This is a genomic window from Pseudomonas sp. QS1027 (genome assembly GCF_002814235.1).
GTDB lineage: Bacteria > Pseudomonadota > Gammaproteobacteria > Pseudomonadales > Pseudomonadaceae > Aquipseudomonas.
Map to the genome: position 1 here is coordinate 165,077 of NZ_PHSU01000027.1, position 22,813 is coordinate 187,889.

Genomic DNA, 22,813 nt, shown 5'->3' on the forward strand with positions numbered 1-22,813 from the left:
CGGACCATGATCGCGCCCCTGCCCGCCGAACCCGGCATCCGCACCACCCTCGCCGAACTGATCGAGATGCGCCATCGCGTGCGCGAAGTGCAACTGTTCTCGACGCCGAGCCAGCGCAGCCCGCTGATCGGGTTGCACCACTCGAAGTTGCGTGGGCGTGGGGTCGACTTCGACCAGGTGCGGGTCTACCAGGCCGGCGACGATGTGCGCACCATCGACTGGCGCGTCACCGCCCGGACCCAGGAACCCCATACCAAGCTGTTTCACGAAGAGCGCGAACGGCCGATCTTCATTCTGGTGGAACAGAGCCGCCAGTTGTTCTTCGGCTCGGGCCTGACCTTCAAGTCGGTGCTCGCCGCCCAGGCCGCCAGCCTGATCGGATGGGCCGCCCTGGGCCACAACGACCGGGTCGGCGGGCTGGTCTACGGCGACAACGAGCACTACGAAATCAAGCCCCGGCGCAGCAAGCAAAGCCTGTTGCAACTGCTCAACCGCCTGGTGCGGGTCAACCACTCGCTGCATACCGAAACCGCCGCCGATCCCAATGCCCTGGGCCTGGCGCTGATCCGCGCGCGCAAAGTACTGCGCCCCGGCAGCCTGGTGATCGTGATCTGTGACGAGCGAGCCCTGACCGACGCCGCCGAACAACAGCTCAACCTGCTCTCGCGCCATTGCGACCTGCTGATGCTGCCGGTCTCCGATCCCCTCGACCACGCCCTCCCCGCCGCCGGCCTGTTGCGCTTTGCCGAACGCGGCGCGCAACTGGAACTCGATACCCTCAACCTGGAACTGCGCCAGGCCTATCGCGCCCAGGGCGAAGCACGGATTGCCCGCTGGGAGCTGCTGGCGCAGAAACTGCGGGTGCTGCTGATGCCCTTGAGCACCCAGAGCGAAATGGTCGAGCAGTTGCGCGAATACCTGAACCCGCAGCGACCGGGGAAACAGCCATGAGCAGCCTGGAGCAACTGCAACCGCTGATCACCCCGCCGATCCAGGGTTTCTGGCCGCCGGCACCGGGCTGGTGGCTGCTGCTGGCACTGATTCCGCTGCTGGGCGTCGGGCTCTGGTACCTGCGCCGTTTCCTCCCGGCCAAGCGCCCCGTCGCCCGCGCCGAGCAGCCGCTGGACCCGGTACGCCTGGCCGCCCTGGCGGAGCTCGCGCAGTTGCCCAAACCCTATGACGGCGCACCGGCCGGGGCCTGGTTGCAACAACTCAACGGTTTGCTCAAGCGCCTGTGCCGCAACCATTACCCCTACAGCCAGAGCCACACCCTCAATGGCCGCAAATGGCTGGCGTTCCTCGACAACCGCTGTCCGGCCGCCGGCCTGACCCGCTGGATGGTGCTGGTGGAAGGCGCCTACAAGCCCGAATGCAAGCTCGACGACAAGGCCATCGCCGGGTTGAGCCAGGCGATCGACACCTGGATCCGCAAACATGTTTGAGTTCGCCTGGCCCTGGCTCTTTGCCCTGTTGCCGCTGCCCTGGCTGATGCGCATCCTGCTGCCCGTGGCCGACAGCGGCGAAGCATCGCTGAAGATCAGTTTTCTCGCCGACCTGGAAAGCCTGGCCCGACGCCGCGCCCGGGTCAGCCTGCCGAGCTGGCGCCAGCAATTGCCCTACGTCCTGCTCTGGCTGCTGCTGTTATCCGCCGCCGCACGGCCGCAATGGCTGGGCGAACCCTTGCCGGTGGCTGCCAGCGGTCGCGACCTGCTGGTGGCGGTGGACCTGTCCGGCTCCATGGAATACCCCGACATGCGCTGGGAGGACGAAGACATCAGTCGCCTGGGCCTCGTCCAGCACCTGCTCGGCGATTTTCTCGAACACCGCGAAGGTGATCGCGTGGGCCTGATCCTGTTCGGCAGCAAGGCCTATGTGCAGGCACCGCTGACCTTCGATCGACGCACCGTGCGCATCTGGCTGGACGAAGCGAAAATCGGCATCGCCGGCAAGAACACCGCCATCGGCGACGCCATTGGCCTGGCCATCAAGCGCCTGCGCCAGCGGCCGGCGCAAAGCCGGGTGCTGATCCTGGTCACCGACGGCGCCAACAACGCTGGCGAAATCGATCCGATCACCGCCGCGCACCTGGCCGCCGAAGAAAGCGTGAAGATCTACACCATCGGCATGGGTGCCGATCCGCAACAAACCGGGACCCTGAGCATGCTCGGCCTGAACCCGAGCATGGACCTCGACGAACCGGCGCTGAAGGAGATCTCCAGCATCACCGGCGGGCGCTATTTTCGTGCCCGCGACGGCCAGGAGCTGAAAACCATCAAGGAAACCCTCGACCAGCTTGAACCTGTCGCCCAGCAGCCGACCCAGGCCCGCCCCGCCCGGGCGCTGTATCACTGGCCCCTGAGCCTGGCCCTGTTGGTCAGCGTGTTGCTGGTGATCCGCGAACGCTGGCCGGACAATCTGTTGCAACGCTGGCTGGCACGCCGACAGTTCCTGCCGCAGCGCCCGGAATGGCGCCAGCGCCTGGAACGCCTGCGTTTGCGGAGGCGTCGATGATCGAAGTCCTCTGGCCGCACTGGTTCCGCCCCCTCTGGCTGTTGGTCCTGCCACTGCTGGGCTGGCTGCTGTGGCAACTCTGGCACCGGCAGAAACGCGCCGGCCGCTGGCAGATGATCCTGCCGACGGCATTCCATCGGGTCCTGCTCAATGGCGGCAGCCGCAACAGCAGCAAACTGCACCTGATCGCCCTCGGCCTGGGCTGGACCCTGGCCGCCCTGGCCCTGTTCGGCCCGAGCTGGCAACGGGTCGAAGAGTCCACCCAGAAACCGTTGGACCCGCTGGTGGTGCTGCTCGAACTGACCCCGGACATGCTCGCCACCGACACGCCGCCGAATCGCCTGGAACAGGCCCGGCGCAAACTCTTCGACCTGTTGCGCGCCCGCAGCGACTCGCAGACGGCGATCATCGTCTACGCCGGCAGCGCCCACACGCTGGTGCCGCTGTCCGATGACCTGGGCACCAGCCGCAATCTGCTGGACGCCATCAAGCCCTCGATCATGCCCGAGGAAGGCCATCGCGCCGACCTCGCGGTGAAAAGGGCCCTGACCCTGCTCGAACGCGGCGCCCTCGGCGAAGGCCGGCTGCTGCTGATCGGCTCGTCCCTCAGCGAACAGGAGCGCCAAGGTATCCGCCAGGCCCTGGACGGCAAGCCCCACGACCTGCTGATCCTCGGGATCGGCACCCGCGATGGGGCGCCGGTGGCCCAGGAGAACGGCGGTTTCCTCAAGGACGCCCAGGGCACGATCCTGGTGCCGCATCTCGACAGCCAGAGCCTGAAGGACTTCGCCGGCGAAATCGGCGGCCGCTACCGCCAGGCCCGTCTCGATGACAGCGACCTGCGAGGCCTCGGCCTGCTGGATGGCCCGCGCCACCTGCGCAAGGACGGCCAGACCGTGCAGCTCGACAGCTGGGCCGACCAGGGTTACTGGCTGCTGCTGCCGCTCCTGCTGCTGGCCGCTTGTGCCGGACGGCGTGGCTGGCTGTTCTGCCTGCCGCTGTTCTTTGTATTCCCACAGCCGAGCCAGGCCTTTGAGCTGAAGGATCTGTGGTTGCGGCCGGACCAACAGGGCCAGCAGTTGCTTGAGCAAAAGCGCCCGCTCGAAGCCGCCGGGCATTTCGAGGACCCGCAATGGCAAGGCCTCGCCCTCTATGAAGCCGGCGACTACGCCGCCGCCGCGAAGAAGTTTGCCGAAGGCGACGATGCCAACGCCCACTACAATCGGGGCAACGCCCTGGCCCGCAGTGGCGAGCTGGAGGCAGCGCTGGACGCCTACGAACAGGCCCTGGAACGTCAGCCGGACTTGCGGCCGGCCTTGCAGAACCGGACACTGGTGGAAGAGTTGCTCAGGGAAAAGCAGGCCGCGAAGCCGGTTGAGCCGAGCAAACCCGCCGATTCCGCCGAGACCGGCAACGAACAGAACGCCGCGCAATCGGCCCCGGCCGGGACGAACTCGTCCAGCAACGCCACGGCGCAGTCCACACCCCAGGAGCAGCACCCACCGACCGGCAATCAGCCGCCGGACGCCCAGGCCAGCCAGGCGGGCAATCAGCCCGGCGGCAACGAGGTACCGGGCAGCGAGCTGGGCGACGAACAGACCACCCACCCGCCCTTGCGGGCCGCCGCCGATATCATCGACGGTGAACGCCATCAGGCGTTGGAACAATGGCTGCGACAGATCCCCGATGATCCGGGAGAGCTGCTGCGGCGCAAATTCTGGTACGAACAACAGCTCCATCAGGACAAGACCCGATGACCCTGCGCTTCTCCCTGTTCCTTACGCTGCTGCTCTGCGCCAACCTGTCGGCCCATGCCGAGGGCTTGCTGGCCAGCGTCGACCGCACGCGCCTGAACTCCGGCGAGTCGGTGGAGCTGACCCTCGAATCGAAGGATGTCACCCAGTTCGGCAAACCCGACCTGGCGCCGCTGGACCCGCAGTTCGAAGTGCGCGGCACCCGCCAGGTCAACCAGTTGACCACCCTGGGCGGCGAGAGCCAGGCCACCACGCGCTGGATCGTCACCCTGACGCCAAAGGAAAACGGCAGCGTGGTGATTCCGCAATTGCACCTGGGCGAACTCAGCAGCGAACCGATCACCCTGCAGGTGGTGCAAGGCGAGGACCAGGCGGCGGTCAACAACCTGGCGCCGGTGTTCATCGACGCCAGCCTCGACCAGGACAGCGTCTACGTCCAGGCCCAGGCCGTGCTGACCCTGCGCATCTATCACTCGGTGTCGCTGTATGACGACAGCAGCCTGACCCCCTTGCAAATCCCCGACGCCCGTATCGAGCAGTTGGGTGAGTCGCGCACTTACGAAAAGCTGATCAATGGCGTGCGCCATGGCGTGATCGAGTGGCGTTATGCGATCTACCCGCAACACAGCGGCGAACTGACGATCCCCGCGCAGGTGTTTACCGCGACCCTGGTGGACGCCCAGCCGAATCAAAACCAGGGCCAGGTGCCCCAGGGCGCCAAGCCCGGCAAGTTGATGCGCGTCAGCTCCGCGCAGATGCTCTTGCAGGTCAAGCCGCAGCCCGATACCTGGCCGGCCGACGTGCCGTGGCTGCCGGCCCGCAGCCTGAGCCTGAGTGAAAGCTGGAGCCCGGAACCGGACCACAGCCAGGTCGGCGACTCCCTGACCCGCAGCCTGACCCTCAAGGCCGAAGGGCTCTCCAGCGGGCAACTGCCGCCGCTGCCGGCAACCACGATCAATGGCTTGCGGCGCTACCCGGACCAGGCGCAGCTGAGCAACCAGAACACCGAACGCGGCCTGATCGGCACCCGTGAGGAACGTGAGGCGCTGGTCCCGACCCACAGCGGCAGCTTTGACCTGCCAGCGGTGGAAGTGGTCTGGTGGAACACCCATGAAGAGCATATGGAGCGCAGCACGCTGCCGGCGCGGACCCTGCAGGTGGCGAACAACCCGGGCATGGCGGTGGACACGCCGGTGAGCAGCGCGGCCAACAACGCGCCGCCCCAGCCGCCGCTGCTATGGGCCTGGAAGCTCAGCACGCTGATCCTCGCCTGCACCACCCTGCTCGGCTTCGCCCTGTGGTGGCGAGCCCGCTCGCAACCGGCGGTGCACCGCGCCGCCCAGACCGGCCCGAGCCCACGGACGCTGCTCGACGACCTCAAACGTACCTGCCTGGCCAACGATCCCCAGGCCACCCGCCAGGCCCTGGATGCCTGGGCCCGGCAACAGCCGGAAACCCTGGCCGACATGGCCGCGCGTTTTGTCACCCTGTCCGATGCGCTGGACGGCCTCAATGGCGCGCTCTACAGCGAAAGCGGCCAGTACTGGCAAGGTGAGGAACTGTGGCGCGCGATCCGCGCGATCCCGGTCGCCGAGCGCGTCCAGGACCCGGTAAGCGACAGCAGCCTGCCGCCGCTCTACCCCAAATAATCGATAAGTTGGAGTTTGCCTTGCGCCTGTTTCACACCTCCGACTGGCACCTCGGCCAGAACCTTCATGGCCAGGAGCGGGATTTCGAACACGCTTGTTTCCTCACCTGGCTGCTGGCCCAACTCGGGCAACAGCAGCCCGATGTGCTGCTGATCGCCGGCGATATCTTCGACACCGTCAACCCGCCGGTCAAAGCCCAGGAACGCCTCTACGACTTTATCGTCAGCGCCCACGAACAACAGCCGCTGCTGACCATCGTGATGATTGCCGGCAACCACGACTCCGGTTCCCGTATCGAACTGCCCGCGCCGCTGATGCGCCGTCTGCGCACCTACGCCGTGGGCCGGGTGCTGTGGCTCGACGATGGCGAGCTGGACAGCGATCGACTGCTGCTGCCGTTGCCCGCCAAGGATGGCGAAGTCGCCGCCTGGTGCCTGGCGCTGCCCTTTCTGCGTCCTGCCGAAGTCACTGGCACGCAGCTCGGTGACGACTACCTGAAGGGTATCGGCGAGGTGCATCGCCGACTGATCGCCGCAGCCAACGCCAAGCGCCAGCCGGGCCAGGCCCTGGTCGCCATCAGCCACGCGCATATGGCCGGCGGCTCGGTCTCCGAAGATTCGGAACGCAGCCTGATCATCGGCAGTGCCGAAGCCCTGCCCGCGAGCCTGTTCGACGCCAGTGTCAGCTATGTCGCCCTCGGCCATCTGCACAAACCGCAGAAGGTCAACGGCGAAGAACGTATCCGCTACTGCGGCTCGCCGATTCCACTGTCGTTCTCGGAAATCGCCTATCAGCACCAGATCCTCGATATCGTCCTCGAGGGCGAAACCCTGGTCAGCGTCGACAGCCGCCTGATCCCCCGTGCCGTGAACCTGCAACGCCTGGGCCCGGCGCCATTTGCCGAGATCCTCGAACAGCTGGCGCAACTGCCGGATGTCGACCTGCTGGCCGATCTGCAACGCCAACCCTGGCTGGAGGTGCGGGTACGCCTGGATGAACCGCAGCCGGACCTGCGCCAGCAAGTGGAAACCGCCCTGCAAGGCAAGGCCGTACGCCTGGTGCGGATCGCCGCCGAGTACGCCGGCTCAAACGGGGGTGAAGGCGAAACGGATAACGAGCGACTGATCAATCTCGACCAGCTCAGCCCGCAGGAACTGTTCAGTCGTGCCTGGCAGGACAGCTATGGCAATCCGGTGGATGAAGCGACCCTCAACGATTTCGCCCTGCTGTTGCAGGAAGTCCAGCTGGAGGGCGAACAGCTATGAAGATCCTCGCCATCCGCCTGAAAAACCTGGCCTCCCTGGCCGGCCCCTTCGAGCTGGATTTCACCGCCGAGCCCCTGGCCAGTGCCGGCCTGTTTGCCATTACCGGCCCCACCGGCGCCGGTAAAAGCACCCTGCTCGATGCCTTGTGCCTGGCCTTGTTCGGCGCCGTCCCCCGACTGAACAACGCCTCGCGCGATGCCAAGGTGCCGGACGCCGACGGCGAGATCGGCACCGGCGACCCGCGCACCCTGCTGCGCCGCGGTACCGGTGCCGGTTATGCCGAAGTGGATTTTGTCGGTATCGACGGCCGCCGCTACCGCGCCCGCTGGGAAGCCAACCGCGCCCGGGACAAGGCCGGCGGCAAGTTGCAGGCCAGCCGCCAGAGCCTGCGTGACCTCGACAGCGATCAACTGCTGGCCAGCCAGAAAGGCGAATACAAGACCCTGCTCGAAAGCCGCCTGGGCCTGAACTTCGAACAGTTCACCCGCGCCGTGTTGCTGGCCCAGAGCGAGTTCAGCGCCTTCCTCAAGGCCGACGACAACGAGCGCAGCGAACTGCTGGAAAAGCTCACCGACACCGCGCTCTACACCCGCCTTGGCCGGCGCGCCTTCGACAAGTCCAAGCAGGCCCGCGAAGCCCACAAGCTGTTGCTGGACCAGGCCGGTGGCGTCGCGCCCATGGCACCAGAAGCACGCGCCGAACTGGATGGACAGTTCAGCGAGGCCCAACAGCAACTCAAGACCCAGCAAGCCCAACTCAAGCAGCTTGAGCTACAGCACACCTGGCTCAAGGAGTTGCTGCAATGGCAGGAGCAACACCAGGCCGCCGTCGAGCAACTGCACGGGGCCGAACAGGATTGGCAGGCCCGTGGCGCCGAGCGTCAGCAACTCGCCCGCCTGGAACAACTGGCGCCGCAGCGGCATCAGTTCGCCCGTCAGCTCCAGTTGAACGAACAGCTTGCGCCACTGGCCGTACAGATCCAGCAGCATATTGACCAGCAAGCCGACTTGCAGGCCCGTCAGCAGCAGCTTGAACAGAGCCGCTCGAATGCCCACGCCCAGTTGACCGAGGCCCTGGCCCGACAAAGCGAAAGCGCCCCGCGACTGCGCCAGGCCTTTGATGAACAGACCACGCTGACCCACCTGGGCAAGGACCTGGGCGATGCCGAACGGCAGAAACAGGTCGCCGGACAGGCCAGCACCGAAGGTCGCGCGCAGCTCGCCTCACTGCTGGAGCAACAGCAGCAGGTCGCCACGCGCCTGGAGCAGATCGCCGGACAGTTGCAGCACAGCGCCGCCCTCGCCCCGTTGAGCGAGGCCTGGAATGCCTATCGCGATCGCTTGCAGCAACTGATGCTGATCGGCAATCGACTGAACCAGGGCCAACGCGAGCTGGTGCAGTTGCAGGCACGGGTGGTTCACACCGACCAACAGCTTGCGGAGCAGCATGGCGCCCTTGAAGTGCTGTACAGCGAGGCCGGGGCAGAGCCAGCCGCCGTCGGCGAACAGATCCAGATTCTCGGCAGCCTGCTGCAGGACAATCGCAAGCAACTGCGTGCCTTCGAAGAACTGCAACGGCTGTGGAATCGCCAGCGCGAGCTGGACCAACGCGCACAGCAGTTGCAGGAGCGGCAACAGAGCGCCCAGCAGCAACGTGACGAACTCAACCGCGAAGGCCTGCAGGCACGGGATGAACTCAAGGTCGCCGAACAGGCCCTGACGATTACCCGGCAGTTGCTCGAGCGTCAGCGCCTGGCCCGCAGCGCCAGCGTCGAAGAGCTGCGCGGGCAGTTGCAGGACGACCAGCCCTGCCCGGTGTGTGGCAGCCATGAACATCCCTACCATCAACCCGAGGCGCTGTTGCAAAGCCTCGGTCGTCACGATGAGAACGAAGAAGCCGCGGCACGGCAGGCGGTCGACACGCTGACGGAAAAGCTCAACCAGCTTCGGGAAAAGGTCGGCGGGCTGATTGCCCAGCAGAAAGAACTGCTCAACCAGCAGGAACAGTTGGCCCGGCAGCACGAGGAACTGGCGCCGAGCCTGCAAGCCCATCCGCTGCACAGCGCGCTACTGGAACAGGATGACGCTCGCCGCGAGGCCTGGCTCAACCAGCAGTTGCACCAGTTGCAGCAGAACATCGGCCAGGACGAGCAACGGCAAACCGCCCTGCTCACCCTGCAACAGGATGCCGCGCGGCTCCAGCAACAACTGCACGCGGCCACCGACGCCAGCCAGGCCGCGCACCAGCAGTTGCTCGATCAGCAACGCCAGATGGGCACCGATCAGGAACGACTGGAACAGGAACTGGGCGCCTTCGCCAGCCTGTTGCCGGACGAGACCCTGCAAGGCCTGCGCAATGATCCGGCGGCGACCTTCATGCAGCTCGACCAACAAGTGGCGCAGCGCCTCGGCCAGTTGGAACAGCAGCGCGAAGAGCAACAGGAACAGCGCGAGCGCCAGGAAAAAATCGAACTGGAGCAGGTCCGCCAGCAGACCCGCGAACAGCAATACGCAGAGCTGAGACAACGTTGCGCCACCCTCCTTGAACAGCAGCAGGCCAGCCAGCTCAAGCTGGTCGGCCTGATCGGCGAACACGCCAGCGTCGAAGCCTGGCAACAGCAGATGGACCAGGCGGTGGAGCATGCGCGGCAAGCCGATGCTTCGGCCAACCAGCAGTTGCAGGCGCTCGGCAGCCAACTGATCCAGCTTGGCGCCGACCTCAAGGCCCGCCAGGAACGCCAACAGGCCCTGGAACAGGAAAGCCTGGAACTGGCGCAGCAGGTCGCGCACTGGCGAGGTCTGCACCCGGAGCTGGACGACGCCGGACTTGAGCAACTGCTGGCCTGCGACGATGAACATGTCAGCCAGTTGCGCCAGCAATTACAGGTCAGCGAAAAAGCCGTCGAGCAGGCCAGGGTATTGGTGCAGGAGCGGGAGAAACACCTTCAGCAGCATCAGGCCCAGCACAATGGCAACCTCGACGCGCCGACACTGGATGCCGCCCTGGGCGATCTGCAAACCCAGCTGATTGCCAGTGAACACCACTGTGCGGAGCTGCGCGCGCAACAGACCGAAGACCAGCGCCGCCAGGACGCCAACCAGGAACTGCAACAGCGGATCGCCGAGGCCAACAGCGAGTATCAGCGCTGGGCGCGCCTGGATGCACTGATCGGCTCGGCCACCGGCGACCGCTTCCGCAAACTGGCCCAGGCCTACAACCTCGACCTGCTGGTGCACCACGCCAACGCGCAATTGCGCCAGCTGGTGCGGCGTTATCGCCTCAAGCGCGGCGGCAGCATGCTCGGGTTGCTGGTGATGGACACGGAGATGGGCGACGAGCTGCGCTCGGTGCATTCGTTGTCCGGCGGCGAGACCTTCCTGGTCTCGCTGGCCCTGGCACTGGGCCTGGCATCGATGGCCTCGAGCACGCTGAAGATCGAATCGCTGTTTATCGACGAAGGCTTCGGCAGTCTCGACCCGGAATCCCTGCAACTGGCGATGGATGCGCTGGACGGTTTGCAGGCCCAGGGTCGCAAGGTCGCGGTGATTTCCCACGTACAGGAAATGCATGAGCGGATACCGGTGCAGATTCAGGTCCGCCGCCAAGGCAACGGGCTGAGCACCCTGGAGGTGAAATGACGCCGGCCACGCTGTATTCGTTCCGCCGCTGCCCTTACGCCATGCGCGCACGCATGGCGCTACGGTATTCGGGGGTGGCGGTGAAGATCGAGGAGGTCAGCCTCAAGGACAAGCCGGCGCAGATGCTGGCGTTGTCGAGCAAGGGCACGGTGCCGGTGCTGGCGTGTGCCGATGGGCAGGTGATCGAACAGAGCCTGGAGATCATGCATTGGGCGCTGGCCCAGCATGATCCGCAGGATTGGCTGCTCAGCCGAGATCCTGGGGCGGCACAGGCCGCTGCGCTGCTGATCGAGGAGAACGACACGGTTTTCAAACGGTGGCTGGACCGCTACAAGTACGCGGTACGCTACCCGGAGTTTCCCATGGAGCACTATCGGGAACAGGGCGGGCAATTTCTCTTGAAACTGGACGGTCTGCTTGCGCGTAACGGCCATCTGTTGGCCGAACACCTGAGCCTGGCGGACATTGCAGTCGCACCTTTCGTGCGTCAATTTGCCCATGTGGATCAGGTGTGGTTTGCGCAAGCGCCGTACAAACGTCTAAAGGCCTGGCTGGAGCGGTTCCTGACTTCGGAACTGTTCAACTCGGTCATGGCCAAGCCCTGATGTGAGCTTGCTCACTTGAAAGCATCCAATCTGAAACGCATAACCTGACTTGAACCTGGACACATACCTTGTGGGAGTGGTGTGGGAGCGGTGCTTGCCAGCGAAGCTTTTGGTGGCCTCAAGGGCCTCTTCGCGGCGGTCCAACTCCCACAAGGTATGTGTCCAGGCTTGAGTGCTCAGTGCTGGGTTTTGTGATCCAGGGCGGCGTAGAAGTTGGCGCTCTGTTGCAGGTATTTCTGGGTGTAGCTCTGGGTGTGGCTTTTAGGGCTGTTGATTTCCACGCTGGCGCTGGCAGGCAGGGCCACGGTGGCGGAAACAGCGGAAGCGGCGATGATGGAGAAAAGATTGAAGTTCATGATGGTAACCCTCGATGTCAGTTGGCTTGCTTGCCCTTTCAGGCCGTGAGTCAAAAGTACATCCGAGGGTGGACATCGTTGAAATTCATTGCAGCAGTAGCGGATATCAGCGTCATTAATAGAAGCGCAAGTGCCTGATTCATCAGGGTCTGCGGTCTATTGTCGCAGCGCGCGCACCTCGAACGACGAGGTGAACCGATGCAGCAAACGCCTTACTCTTCTTCGTCACGCCCGGTGAAGGCGCTCATGCAGACCAGGCGGTGCTCGCTGGAGTCGTCGCTCAGGGTCCAGCTTTGCAGGGCTTCGTCGAAGATTGCTGCTTCGAGTTGGGCGCGGGTGAAACTCCAGCGCTTTTCGGCCCGGCCATCCATGCATTCGATCAGCAGGCGGCTGTCGTCGAGGGTGAAATCGAAGGCGTGGAGGCCGTCGACTTCAAGCATGTTGCAGGTTTCGAGGGCGTTGAGCAGGGTGTCGGTTGCAACGGTCATGGTGTTCTATCGTGTTTGGGGAAGTGCTCATGATAGGCGATATTGCCCTGGGGGCGGGTGATCGTTTATCACGATCACCCGGCCATCCGCCCCCTCAATGGGAAAACAACGACCCGCCCACCTTCCCCGCCAGCTTCTCGGGCTTGATCAGGAACCGTGCCAGCGCCGGCAACAGCCACAGCGCGCCGAACATGTTCCAGAGCAGCATGAAGGTCAGCATCAGGCCCATGTCGGCCTGGAACTTGATCGCCGAGAAGATCCAGGTGCAGACCCCGATCGCCAGGCACAGACCGGTGAACAGCACCGCCTTGCCAGTGGATTTCAGCGTCTGGTAATAGGCCTCCTGCAACGGCAGCCCCGCACGCAGGAAGCTTTCCAGGCGACTGTAGATGTAAATCCCGTAGTCCACGCCAATCCCCACACCCAGCGCCACCACCGGCAAGGTCGCGACCTTCACGCCGATACCCATGAACGCCATCAGCGCGTTACCCAGCACCGAGGTCAGCACCAGCGGCAGGACGATGCACAAGGTTGCCGCCCAGGAACGGAAGGTGATCATGCACATGGTCGCCACGCAGATATACACCAGGATCAGGATGGTCAGTTCCGACTCCTTGATCACTTCATTGGTGGCCGCCTCGATCCCGGCGTTACCGGCGGCAAGGAGGAATTCCAGGCCGTCCTTGTTGTTCTCCCTGGCAAAGTCCTGCACCGCATGCACGGCACGGTCGAGGGTCGCGGCCTTGTGGTCGTTGAGGAACACCAGCACCGGCGCCAGCGAACAATTGTTGTTGTACAGGCCATCGGCCCGGGAGATGGAGTTGTTCAGCACATCGGGGTTGCGCGACAGGGTTTCCCATTTCAGGTTGCCCTCGTTCATGCCCTTGATCATCTGCTTGGACACGGTCACCAGGGAAATCGCCGACTGCACGCCCTCGGTGTTCTGCATCTTCCACATCAGTTCGTCGATGGGCGCCATGGCCTCATAGTGCGAACAGCCTTCGGGCGGGGTCTTGACCATCACCACCAGCACGTCGGAGCTGGTGGAGTAGTTGTTGATGATAAAGCGGTTGTCCTTGTTGTAGCGCGAGTCGGGACGCAGCTCCGGCGCACCCTGGTCGAGGTCGCCGATCTTCAGGTTCTGTCCGTACCAGAGGCCGCCGCCCAGGGCCAGCAAGGCCAGGACGATGGACACCGGCGCGACCCTGGGGCTGGCAAAGTTTGCCAGCAGGCGCCAGAACGGGTGCTCGCGGGTCGCGTCCTTCTTGCTGCGCTCGACCGCCCGCTTGCTGATGCCGACATAGGAGATGGCCACCGGCAGCAGGATCAGGTTGGTGAACACGATCACCGCCACGCCGATGGAGGCGCCAATGGCCAGTTCGCGGATCACGCCGATGTCGATGATCAGCAGGGTGATAAAACCCACGGCGTCGGCGAGGATCGCGATCATCCCCGGCAGGAACAGTTGCCGGAAGGTCCGGCGCGCCGCCGTCAGGGCATTGTCGGCGTCGCTGGACTGCAAGGCGATGCCGTTGATCTTCTGCACGCCATGGGAGATCCCGATGGCGAAGATCAGGAACGGCACCAGCATCGAGTACGGGTCCAGGCCGAAGCCGAACGCGTGCATCAGCCCCAGTTGCCAGACCACCGCCACCAGGGTAGTGATCAGTACGGCAATGGTGCTGCGGATGCACCTGGTGAACCAGTACAGCAGCACCAGGGTGATGACGAAGGCGACGCCAAAGAACAGCACCACCATGACCAGGCCATCGATCAGGTCACCGACCTTCTTGGCGAAGCCGACGATATGCACCTTCACATTGGGGTTCTGCGCTTCGAACTTGTCGCGGATCTTCTCTTCGAGCTGGTGGGAGAATTTCTGGTAGTCCAGCGCCAGCAACTTGCCCTGGTCCTGCGGGTCCGGGTAGGACTCCAGCAACGGGATATCGACGATGCTCGACTTGAAGTCGTTGGCCACCAGGCGCCCGACCTGGCCGGACTTGAGCACGTTGTTGCGCAGTTTTTCGAGGCTGTCGGCCGAGCCGTTGTAGCTCTGCGGGATCACTTCGCCACCGGCAAAGCCCTCCTCCGTCACCTCGGTCCAGCGCACACTGGGGCTCCACAGGGACTTGAGACCCGAGCGATCGACACCGGGAATGTAGAACACCTCGTCGTTGACCTGACGCAGGGTCTCCATGTACTCCTTGGTGAAGATATCGCCGTCCTTGGCCTCCACCGAAATCCGCACGGTGTTGCCCAGGTTGGCGAGGTCGTTGCGGTGCTCCATCATCTTTTCAATGAACGGATGCTTGAGCGGAATCATTTTCTCGAAGCTGGTGGACGGCCGGATCAGCGTGGCCTGCCAGAACAGGAAGAGGCTGACCAGCAGGCAGATAACGATCACTGCCGGGCGGTTGTTGAAAATCAGGCGCTCGAGAAACGTCGCCTTGTCTTGATGATGACTTTGCTGACTGCTCATACATTCCCGCCTTTCTTGTTATTGGCCCAGCTCAGCGCCCGTGGGCGTGGTGGTGTGGGCGCCGCCCTGGCCGACGAGGATCAGGTTGCCGTTGCCGGCCGCCGTCACCGCCGACAGGGAAATCCGGTCGGGACGGTTGAACACACTGAAGGTCACGCCGTCATCGGTGCTGCGGATCACGCTGCCGCCGTTGCCGACGATCACCAGCGAACCGTCATCCAGCAAGGTCGCGCCGGACAGGCCGAACTCCAGGGCGCCACGGGCGGCCTTGAGTTCCACCGGTTCCCAGCTGCTGCCGAAGTCAGTGGAGCGGTAGAGGTTGCCGCGCAAGCCGTAGGCCAGCAACGTGGAGGGCTGGGCGGTGCCGATCACGCCGAACAGCGAGCCCTGGTAAGGGCCGTCGACGTGTTCCCAGGTCTGGCCCCAGTCGGCGGAGCGGAACATGCTGCCCTGCTCGCCGACGACGAACAGCCCGGCATCCTTGACCGCAGCGATGGCGTTGAGGTGGAACTGGTCGGGGTTGTCGATGCGCTCGCTGACGTTTTCCCAGTGCTGGCCGCCGTCGGTGGTTTCCAGCAGGGCTCCGTAGGCGCCCACGGCAAAGCCGGTGCTGGCGTCCTTGAACCAGAGGTCGAGCAATGGCGCTTCGCGCTTGAGGTCTTCGAACTGGCGGGTCCAGGTGGCGCCGCCGTCCGTGCTGGCGAGGATCTGTGCATCGTGACCGACGGCCCAGCCGTGCTGGTCGTCGACGAAATAGACCGCGGTGAGCATCTGCCGGGTCGGGACCCTGGCCTGGGTCCAGTGGCCGCCCTGGTCGTCGGAGAAGAGGATATGCCCGCGATCGCCGACGGCCACCAGCCGCTTGCCGGCATGCACCACGTCGAGCAGCAGGCTCTTGATGGCCTTGGAGGATTCGATGGAGTAGACGGTGTCGGCAGTGGTGGACGCTGCCGCGTATGCGCTGGCCGGCAGTGCCGCCAGTCCCGACAGCGAAAGCGCCGCCACCAGCAATGCCGTACCGCGCCATGTCGGCGGACAGCCAGAACCCGTAGGCCTCACAGGCTCATTCATAGACCTTTCTCCCCATTATTATTGTCAGGTCATCCAACCTATCAGGGCGCCTTCTAGGGCGTTTTCATGACGGCCGGTTCGTCTGAAACCGGCAATCTAGAGCCCCTTCTAAAGCTGGAGCTATCCTATCGGGCTTTGGAATCGTCTGACAATCGACGCCACGTTATCTTTTGTTAACCTGGGGCGTTGAGGGGGAGCCTGAATGATGGGACATCAGGTGAGGTGATGAACAAAGGCCATGTGGCGAGCGGGCTTGCCCACGCTCGGCTGCGAAGCAGTCGTAAAACCAGAGCACTCGGTTTAACTGACCCATCGTGGCCGCCGGTTTTGGGAGCGCTTCGCGCTCCAACGGGGGCAAGCCCCCTCGCCACAAGGAGGCCCGCGATCCTGCCAAGTCAGGCCAGGCTTTTGCTGACAACCTCGTACACGTCGGCCGACAACTCACCGGAACCGCGAATGCGCTCCAGCTCGGCCTTCATCAGCGCCTGGCGGGCGTCGTCATACTTGCGCCAGCGGGTCAGCGGTGCCAACTGCCGGGAAGCAATCTGCGGGTTCAGCGCATTGAGCTGGATCACGATATCCGCCAGGAAGCGATAACCCGAACCGTCCGCCGCATGGAAGTTGATCAGGTTCTGCCCGGCAAAGGCACCGATCAGCGCCCGCACCTTGTTCGGGTTCTTGATGGTGAACGCCGGGTGCTCCATCAACGCCTTGACCCGCTGCAAGCCGCCGGGCAACGTGCTGCCGGCCTGGACGCTGAACCACTGGTCCATGACCAGCGGATTGTCCTTGAAGTGCTCGGCGAAACTGGCCAGCGCCAGCGCCTTCTCGGCTTCGAACGGCGAGTTCACCAGCACCGCCAGGGCGGTCAGGCGCTCGGTCATGTTGTCGGCGCTTTCGAACTGCTCCAGGGTCGCCGCCAGCACTTCAGGCTTGCCACTGAGCATCAGGTACGACAGCGCGATGTTCTGCAGGGCACGCCGGGCAAAGTGCTCGTTCTCGGCCACATAAGGCGTGACTTTCGACAGCGCACGGTTGGCCTGGTAACGCTGCCACAAACCGTCGAACAACTGCTCGGCCAACTGCCGGCGAACGAATTCGCGAGCGGTATGGATCGCCTCGACATCCGCCACTTCGCTGATCTCGGTGAGGTAGGCCTCGCCCGGCAGCGAGAGCATTTCAGCAACCATCGCCTGATCAAGTTGCTCGTTGCCCAACACACTGCGCAAGGCCGTGACCAGACGCGGATCGAGCACCAGCGCTTCGCCCTTCTGATGCTGGCCGATCAGTTCCTGCAACACCTGCACCGACAATTGCTGGCCGGCGTCCCAACGGTTGAAGCCGTCGCTGTCGTGCTGCATCAGGAACATCAACTGGTCGCGGTCATACGGGAAGCTCAGCTTCACCGGTGCCGAGAAGCCCCGCAGCAAGGACGGCAACGGCTTGGCGTCGAGACCGACGAAGGTGAAGGTCTGTTCGGCTTCGGTCACCGAGAGCACGCGGCTGGTAGCGCCGGCGGCCGCTTCACCGCTCAGTTGCAAGGCGATTTCAGCACCCTGGGCATCCAGCAGGCCGATCTCCACCGGAATCACGAACGGCAGTTTTTCCTGCTTGTCCGGGGTCTGCGGGCAGCTCTGGCGGAAGGTCAGGCTGTAGGTCCTGGCGCTCGCATCGTAGCTTTCGCTGACGGCAAGACGCGGCGTACCGGCCTGGCTGTACCAGCGTTTGAACTGAGTGAAGTCGACGCCATTGGCATCTTCCATGGCCTTGACGAAATCGTCGCAGGTCACGGCCTGGCCGTCATGGCGCTGGAAGTACAGGTCGCTGCCTTTACGGAAACCTTCGGCACCGAGCAGGGTGTGGATCATGCCGACCACTTCCGAGCCCTTCTCGTAGACGGTCAGGGTGTAGAAGTTGGAAATCTCGATAAAGCTGTCCGGGCGCACGGCGTGGGCCATGGGGCCGGCATCTTCGGCGAACTGGTGGGTCCGCAGGTAGGCCACGTCCTGGATCCGCTTGACGGTGCGCGAGTTCATGTCGGCGGAGAAGCCGGCATCGCGGAACACCGTGAAGCCTTCCTTGAGCGACAGCTGGAACCAGTCGCGGCAGGTCACGCGGTTGCCCGACCAGTTGTGGAAGTATTCGTGGGCGACGATGGCCTCGACCCGCTGGTGCGCGGCGTCGGTGGCGGTTTCGGCACGGGCCAGCACGGCGCTGGAGTTGAAGATATTGAGGCCCTTGTTCTCCATGGCGCCCATGTTGAAGTCATTGACCGCGACGATCATGAAGATGTCCAGGTCGTACTCGCGACCATAGACTTCCTCGTCCCAGCGCATGGACTTCTTCAGGCTGTTCATGGCGTGCTGGCACTTGTCGATATTTTCCGGCTCGACATAGATGCGCAGCGCGACGTCACGGCCGCTCATGGTCGCGAAGCTGTCTTCGACACACCACAGGTCACCCGCCACCAGGGCGAACAGGTAGGCCGGTTTCATGAACGGGTCTTCCCAGGTCGCCCAGTGCCGGCCGTCGTCCTGGGGACCGTTGCCCACCGGGTTGCCGTTGGACAACAGCACCGGATAACGATGCTGCTCGGCGATCACCGTGGTGGTGAACTTGCTCATCACGTCCGGGCGGTCGAGGTAATAGGTGATCTTGCGGAAGCCTTCGGCCTCGCACTGGGTGCAGAACATCGCACCGGACTTGTACAGGCCTTCCAGGGCGGTGTTGGTTTCCGGGTGGATCTTCACGCTGGTGTCGATGCTGAAGCGCTCGCTGCCCGGGTGCAGGGTCAGGTGGCTGTCGTCGATCTGGTAGTCGTTGCTCGACAACAAGCGGTCGTCGAGTTGCACCGAGAGCAGTTCCAGCAACTGGCCATCCAGCACCAGCGGCGGCAGGCCCGCACCGGCAGCCGGGTTGCGGCGCATCACCAGCTGCGCATGGACCAGGGTATGGTCCTCGAACAACTCGAAGGTCAGGTGCGTCTCGTCGATCAGGTAGTCCGGTGCCTGATAGTCCTTCAGATAGATCATCTTCGGTTGTTCGGTGCGCATGAGGGCGTCCTTTTACTGATGCACGGCGAGCTGGTAGGCCGTGTATTTACGGATATTGATCACGCCGGTGTCAAAGATCAGGTACTGGCCCTTGATCCCCATCAACGTGCCTTCGGCAATCGGGTCTTTGTCCAGGTTGAAGCTGACCACCTTGGTCGGGTAGTGCTCGATCGGGTAACGGATTTCCAGCGGTTCGATATCGCGCACCGGCTGGATCGCCTGCAGGCCGAAACGCGTTTGCAAGGCGGTAAAGCCCTCGGCACAGGACTCGAACAGTTGCTCGCGCACCGCCTTGAGGTCCACCGCCGGCGCATCGCCCTTGAGCAAGGCGCGCCAGTTGGTCTTGTCGGCCACCTGGCTGCGAAACAGGTCCTCGACGAAGCCGGACTGCTGACGGGTCGCCACACGGACGATCGGCAGCGCCTGGCTGGCGCCCTGGTCGAGCCAGCGGGTCGGCAACTGGGTGGCGCGGGTGATGCCGACCTTGATCCCCGACGAATTGGCCAGGTAGACCACATGGTCGGTCATGCAGAATTTTTCACCCCAGGACGGCTCGCGGCAGGTGCCGGCGTCGTAATGGCAGCGCTCGGGACTCATGATGCAGGTGTCGCACTGGGCCAGCTTGGTCATGCACGGGTAGCAATAACCCTGGCTGAAGCTGGTCTTGGTCTTGCGTCCACAATGGGTGCAATGAATCGCCCCGAGAAATTCCAGGCGCAGCTTCTGGCCGATCAACGGGTTGACCGGCACCTCGCTGTCACCCAGGCGAAAGGCGTACTGCACGTCCGCGCCTTCAAGGCGCGTCGACATCTTGCTGATTGCACCGCGGCCAAGCTCGATCAATGGATGGCATCCGACTTGAACAGGATGTTCGGCACCGGCGCCGACTTCGAGGCGCATTCCTGCGCGCCCATGTAGCCGGTGCGCTGGTCTTCCGGCAGGTTCTGGGTTTCCCAGGCGATCATCGCCTGCAACGACAGCTCGCGCTGTTCGGCGCTGAGCTTGCGCCCGTCAGACCATTTGCCGATTTCCACCGCCAGTTTCAGGCTCTCGTAGATGTCGGGGGTGATGTTTTCAATCATTTCGATAAAAGAGGACATGCGCTCTCCACGCTTGAAAAAATTCGACTAGATGGCCAGTTTACGACGAGACCAGAGGCCGCCCAACAAACCGCTGAAACATCCGATGAGCAGTCCACCGACATGGGCACCGTTGGCGATTTCGCCGAAGCCGATCATCGAGACCAGGCCCGACAGGCACAACAGCAGCCAGACCAGCATCATCACCAGCACACCGCGTGGCAAACGATAGACCGGGTTCGGCGACACCCATTGGTAGATCCAGCAATACCCGAGCAAACCGTAGAGCACCCCGGACAGGCCGCCGAACAGGGTCGGGCCGCTGGCGTAATACTGCGCATAATTGGACACCAGGCTGAACAGCAACGTCAGCCCCAGCAGGTTGATGCTGCCCTGGCGCAACTCGATGCGCCGGCCCAGCTCCCAGTACCACATGCCGTTCATGGCGATGTGCAGGATGCCGAAGTGGATCAGCATCGGCGTCACCAACCGCCACCACTGCCCCGCCGCCAGGCCATCGGCCAGGGGCGTGAACTGGACGTAGTTGCCGTTCACCCGGAAGTCGAGGAAGGTCAACCAGTGCATCGTCTGGAGGTTGTCACCGAGCAGGGTCACGCCGGCGACGATCAGGCAGAGCAAGAGGATGCTGGCGGTGGCCGGGCTCTGGCGTATCTGGGTGAGAAAGTTCGGCCGGGTCATGGCCGCCGGCTTGTCCGGGACTTCCAGGTGGTTATCCGGATCGCCGGCGGGGAAACGCTGGTACAGCGACAGCACATCGGCACTGATCGACTCGGGCACCCACAGTACCTGTTCGCCGGATTCCTCGTTGACCCGGTGCGGCACCTGCATGCGCTCCAGCAGTTTGACGAAGCCACTCAAATCGGTGGTCAACGGCAGGCGTAAGACAGCAGTGGCACTCATCGCAAAGCCTCGGGACGTTCGACGTCGACCCAGACGAATTTCTGCGGGTCGAGGGAGGTTTCCTGGTCCAGCCGGTAAGCCGCCAGTTTGCCGTAGAGCACGGCGCTGTAATCCAGGCAGGCCAGGTTGGGACGGATCGGCGCGGGCTTGCCGCTGCGCCAGTAGTGCCCGACGAACAGCATCGGTTCTTCGAGGCCATAACGCAGCAAGGCATTCTTTTCGGTGGAGGACAGCGCTTTGCTCGCCACCACCTCAGGCAAGGCATCGGGCTGGAAGACGATATCGCCGTAGGTCTGCGGGTCGTCTTCCCAGAACTTGGTGCGGAAGAACGCCCGGGTCAGGCCGTCGCCGCCGGTCAGCGTCAGACCGTCCGGCAGGCGCATGTCGGTACCACGCAGCAGGCGGTCGAACACCGTCGCGGCAAAACTGCCGGGCAGCGCCGAATCCTTGAGGAAGGCTTCGTCGATCCGGCCATCGGGGTGCTGCGCCCGCAAAGGCGCGATCAAGCCGCCATCCCAGCAGGCATGCACCACGCGGAAACGTCCGGCATCGATGAACAGCGGCAGCTCGTAGAACCAGGCGAGGAAGTCATGCCAGTCCGCCGGGTGCTGTTCGAACTGGGTCAGGGTTTCATTGAGCAGCCGGGCATGCCGTGGCGTGTGCTCGCGGACGAACTGCTTGCCGCTGCCTGCCGCTGCCGGCGTGCTCCAGCCCAGGGCGTTGAACTCATGGTTGCCCATGATGCACAGCGCCTGCCCGGCCTCGACCATGTCATGGACGATATGCAGGGCTTCGCGGATGCGCGGGCCGCGGTCGATGATATCGCCGAGGAACACCGCCATGCGCGACGGATGACGCCAGATGCCCCCCAGCTTCTGGTAGCCGAGCATGTCCAGCAGATGTTCGAGGGTATGGGCGCAACCGTGCACATCACCGATCAGATCGTAGCCACGCGCGGGATCGAGCATCAGTCGCCTCCACCACCCAGCCGACTGCCCCAGCCGAGCTTGGTGCGGCAGACTTCGTAATAGTTGTGATCCAGCGGGTGAATCAGCCGCAGCTTCTGCGGTTTCTTGCTGATGGTCACCGTATCGCCGGGGGCACAGGTGAAATGGTTCTGCCCGTCGCAGGAAACCTGCGGGTAGATCTGCATGTCCTTGGACACCACGATTTTCAACTCGCTGTTGCCGTCGACCACAATGGGGCGGCTGGACAAGGTATGGGGGTACATGGGCACGATCACAATGGCATCGAGCTTGGGATGCATGATCGGACCGCCGGCGGACAGCGCATAGGCCGTGGAACCGGTGGGCGTGGCGACGATCAGGCCGTCGGCTTTCTGGCTGCAGACGAACTGGCCGTCGATGTACAGCTCGAACTCGATCATCCGCGTCGACTTGCCGGGGTGCAGGACCACGTCGTTGAGTGCATCGCCCTGGCCGATGGCTTCGGCATGGCGGCGCACTTCGGCCTGCAGCAGGAAGCGGTTTTCCACCAGGTAGTGGCCGTCGAGGACCTTGGCCACTTCGACTTCCAGGTCATCCGGGCGGATATCGGTGAGAAAGCCCAGGTTGCCACGGTTGATCCCCAGCACCGGGATATTGTGCCGGGCCAGCGCGCGGGCGGCGCCGAGCAGGCTGCCGTCGCCGCCGACGACGATGACCATGTCACAGACTTCGCCGAGCATCTTGCGCGACGAGGTTTGCAGGCCATGGCCCGGCAGGACCTCGGCGATGGTGTCCTCGAGGATCACGTGCAGGTGCCGCGCCAGGAGGAATTTCTTCAGCCGGCGAACGGTATCCAGCACCTGCGAACTGCCCAGGCGGCCAATGATGCCGATATTGCGAAATTGCTCCATGGGGCTCCTGCGGGGTCTGGGACGGGCAAAGGGGAGATTATGGGCGAAAGCCGGCCCGAGACAAAACCCTTTCAGCTATGCTCGCA

Annotated in this window: 18 protein-coding genes; 8 read left to right on the forward strand and 10 right to left on the reverse strand. The window is 63.8% G+C overall.

From position 1 onward, the window contains the following. Nucleotides 1-6 precede the first annotated feature (6 nt). From CWE01_RS23475 to CWE01_RS23510, 8 genes are read left to right on the forward strand one after another with little or no spacing between them, the layout of a single operon-like run. Nucleotides 7-951: a DUF58 domain-containing protein gene (locus CWE01_RS23475; RefSeq protein WP_100942932.1), complete on the forward strand. Its 945-nt coding sequence runs from the start codon at nt 7-9 to the stop codon at nt 949-951. Further along, nucleotides 948-1,442 (forward strand): DUF4381 domain-containing protein, encoded by a 495-nt coding sequence (locus tag CWE01_RS23480; protein WP_100942933.1) that lies wholly within the window; start codon nt 948-950, stop codon nt 1,440-1,442. The genes CWE01_RS23475 and CWE01_RS23480 overlap by 4 nt, the downstream gene beginning before the upstream one ends. After that, entirely contained in the window at nt 1,435-2,511 is a 1,077-nt protein-coding gene (locus tag CWE01_RS23485; protein WP_100942934.1) for a VWA domain-containing protein, read from the forward strand. The genes CWE01_RS23480 and CWE01_RS23485 overlap by 8 nt, the downstream gene beginning before the upstream one ends. Continuing rightward, nucleotides 2,508-4,268: a VWA domain-containing protein gene (locus CWE01_RS23490; protein ID WP_100942935.1), complete on the forward strand. Its 1,761-nt coding sequence runs from the start codon at nt 2,508-2,510 to the stop codon at nt 4,266-4,268. Before CWE01_RS23485 ends, CWE01_RS23490 begins: the two co-directional genes overlap by 4 nt. Beyond that, nucleotides 4,265-5,914 (forward strand): BatD family protein, encoded by a 1,650-nt coding sequence (locus CWE01_RS23495; RefSeq protein WP_100942936.1) that lies wholly within the window; start codon nt 4,265-4,267, stop codon nt 5,912-5,914. Before CWE01_RS23490 ends, CWE01_RS23495 begins: the two co-directional genes overlap by 4 nt. A 20-nt stretch (nt 5,915-5,934) precedes the next feature. Beyond that, nucleotides 5,935-7,179, forward strand: coding sequence for an exonuclease SbcCD subunit D C-terminal domain-containing protein (locus tag CWE01_RS23500; protein ID WP_100942937.1), 1,245 nt, complete (start codon nt 5,935-5,937; stop codon nt 7,177-7,179). Then, complete coding sequence (locus CWE01_RS23505; protein ID WP_100942938.1) at nt 7,176-10,817, forward strand: AAA family ATPase; 3,642 nt, start codon at nt 7,176-7,178, stop codon at nt 10,815-10,817. The genes CWE01_RS23500 and CWE01_RS23505 overlap by 4 nt, the downstream gene beginning before the upstream one ends. Continuing rightward, nucleotides 10,814-11,422, forward strand: a complete 609-nt coding sequence (locus CWE01_RS23510; RefSeq protein ID WP_100942939.1) for a glutathione S-transferase — start codon at nt 10,814-10,816, stop codon at nt 11,420-11,422. Before CWE01_RS23505 ends, CWE01_RS23510 begins: the two co-directional genes overlap by 4 nt. A gap of 176 nt (nt 11,423-11,598) precedes the next feature. Here CWE01_RS23510 and CWE01_RS23515 read toward each other — a convergent pair whose 3' ends face one another. The 10 genes from CWE01_RS23515 to CWE01_RS23565 form a co-directional block, all read right to left on the reverse strand. Continuing rightward, nucleotides 11,599-11,778, reverse strand: coding sequence for a hypothetical protein (locus CWE01_RS23515; RefSeq protein WP_100942940.1), 180 nt, complete (start codon nt 11,776-11,778; stop codon nt 11,599-11,601). Nucleotides 11,779-11,990: 212 nt separating this feature from the next. After that, nucleotides 11,991-12,266 carry a DUF5629 family protein gene (locus CWE01_RS23520; RefSeq protein ID WP_100942941.1) on the reverse strand — a complete coding sequence of 92 codons (276 nt, stop codon included), beginning with the start codon at nt 12,264-12,266 and terminating at the stop codon, nt 11,991-11,993. Between the two features lie 94 nt (nt 12,267-12,360). After that, nucleotides 12,361-14,745 (reverse strand): RND family transporter, encoded by a 2,385-nt coding sequence (locus CWE01_RS23525; protein WP_100942942.1) that lies wholly within the window; start codon nt 14,743-14,745, stop codon nt 12,361-12,363. Nucleotides 14,746-14,763: 18 nt separating this feature from the next. After that, entirely contained in the window at nt 14,764-15,816 is a 1,053-nt protein-coding gene (locus CWE01_RS23530; protein ID WP_100942943.1) for a YCF48-related protein, read from the reverse strand. A 395-nt stretch (nt 15,817-16,211) separates the two neighbouring features. Next, entirely contained in the window at nt 16,212-18,869 is a 2,658-nt protein-coding gene (gene pepN / locus CWE01_RS23540; protein WP_100942945.1) for an aminopeptidase N, read from the reverse strand. Nucleotides 18,870-18,881: 12 nt separating this feature from the next. After that, nucleotides 18,882-19,712 (reverse strand): DUF2797 domain-containing protein, encoded by an 831-nt coding sequence (locus tag CWE01_RS23545; RefSeq protein ID WP_100942946.1) that lies wholly within the window; start codon nt 19,710-19,712, stop codon nt 18,882-18,884. Continuing rightward, nucleotides 19,709-19,969 carry a YeaC family protein gene (locus CWE01_RS23550; protein ID WP_100942947.1) on the reverse strand — a complete coding sequence of 87 codons (261 nt, stop codon included), beginning with the start codon at nt 19,967-19,969 and terminating at the stop codon, nt 19,709-19,711. Before CWE01_RS23550 ends, CWE01_RS23545 begins: the two co-directional genes overlap by 4 nt. Nucleotides 19,970-19,996: 27 nt before the next feature. Next, nucleotides 19,997-20,869: a rhomboid family intramembrane serine protease gene (locus CWE01_RS23555; RefSeq protein WP_100942948.1), complete on the reverse strand. Its 873-nt coding sequence runs from the start codon at nt 20,867-20,869 to the stop codon at nt 19,997-19,999. Continuing rightward, nucleotides 20,866-21,840 carry a metallophosphoesterase gene (locus CWE01_RS23560; protein WP_177144819.1) on the reverse strand — a complete coding sequence of 325 codons (975 nt, stop codon included), beginning with the start codon at nt 21,838-21,840 and terminating at the stop codon, nt 20,866-20,868. Before CWE01_RS23560 ends, CWE01_RS23555 begins: the two co-directional genes overlap by 4 nt. Continuing rightward, complete coding sequence (locus CWE01_RS23565) at nt 21,837-22,727, reverse strand: NAD(+) kinase (protein WP_100942950.1); 891 nt, start codon at nt 22,725-22,727, stop codon at nt 21,837-21,839. Before CWE01_RS23565 ends, CWE01_RS23560 begins: the two co-directional genes overlap by 4 nt. Between the last annotated feature and the right edge of the window lie 86 nt (nt 22,728-22,813).

Coding starts and splice junctions, on each gene's coding strand:
- CWE01_RS23495 (WP_100942936.1), top strand. CDS start 4,265: ATGACCCTGCGCTTCTCCCTGTTCCTTACGCTGCTGCTCTGCGCCAAC.
- CWE01_RS23510 (WP_100942939.1), top strand. CDS start 10,814: ATGACGCCGGCCACGCTGTATTCGTTCCGCCGCTGCCCTTACGCCATG.
- CWE01_RS23525 (WP_100942942.1), bottom strand. CDS start 14,745: ATGAGCAGTCAGCAAAGTCATCATCAAGACAAGGCGACGTTTCTCGAG.
- CWE01_RS23555 (WP_100942948.1), bottom strand. CDS start 20,869: ATGAGTGCCACTGCTGTCTTACGCCTGCCGTTGACCACCGATTTGAGT.
- CWE01_RS23480 (WP_100942933.1), top strand. CDS start 948: ATGAGCAGCCTGGAGCAACTGCAACCGCTGATCACCCCGCCGATCCAG.
- CWE01_RS23485 (WP_100942934.1), top strand. CDS start 1,435: ATGTTTGAGTTCGCCTGGCCCTGGCTCTTTGCCCTGTTGCCGCTGCCC.
- CWE01_RS23530 (WP_100942943.1), bottom strand. CDS start 15,816: ATGAATGAGCCTGTGAGGCCTACGGGTTCTGGCTGTCCGCCGACATGG.
- CWE01_RS23515 (WP_100942940.1), bottom strand. CDS start 11,778: ATGAACTTCAATCTTTTCTCCATCATCGCCGCTTCCGCTGTTTCCGCC.
- pepN (WP_100942945.1), bottom strand. CDS start 18,869: ATGCGCACCGAACAACCGAAGATGATCTATCTGAAGGACTATCAGGCA.
- CWE01_RS23565 (WP_100942950.1), bottom strand. CDS start 22,727: ATGGAGCAATTTCGCAATATCGGCATCATTGGCCGCCTGGGCAGTTCG.
- CWE01_RS23550 (WP_100942947.1), bottom strand. CDS start 19,969: ATGTCCTCTTTTATCGAAATGATTGAAAACATCACCCCCGACATCTAC.
- CWE01_RS23490 (WP_100942935.1), top strand. CDS start 2,508: ATGATCGAAGTCCTCTGGCCGCACTGGTTCCGCCCCCTCTGGCTGTTG.
- CWE01_RS23475 (WP_100942932.1), top strand. CDS start 7: ATGATCGCGCCCCTGCCCGCCGAACCCGGCATCCGCACCACCCTCGCC.
- CWE01_RS23505 (WP_100942938.1), top strand. CDS start 7,176: ATGAAGATCCTCGCCATCCGCCTGAAAAACCTGGCCTCCCTGGCCGGC.
- CWE01_RS23520 (WP_100942941.1), bottom strand. CDS start 12,266: ATGACCGTTGCAACCGACACCCTGCTCAACGCCCTCGAAACCTGCAAC.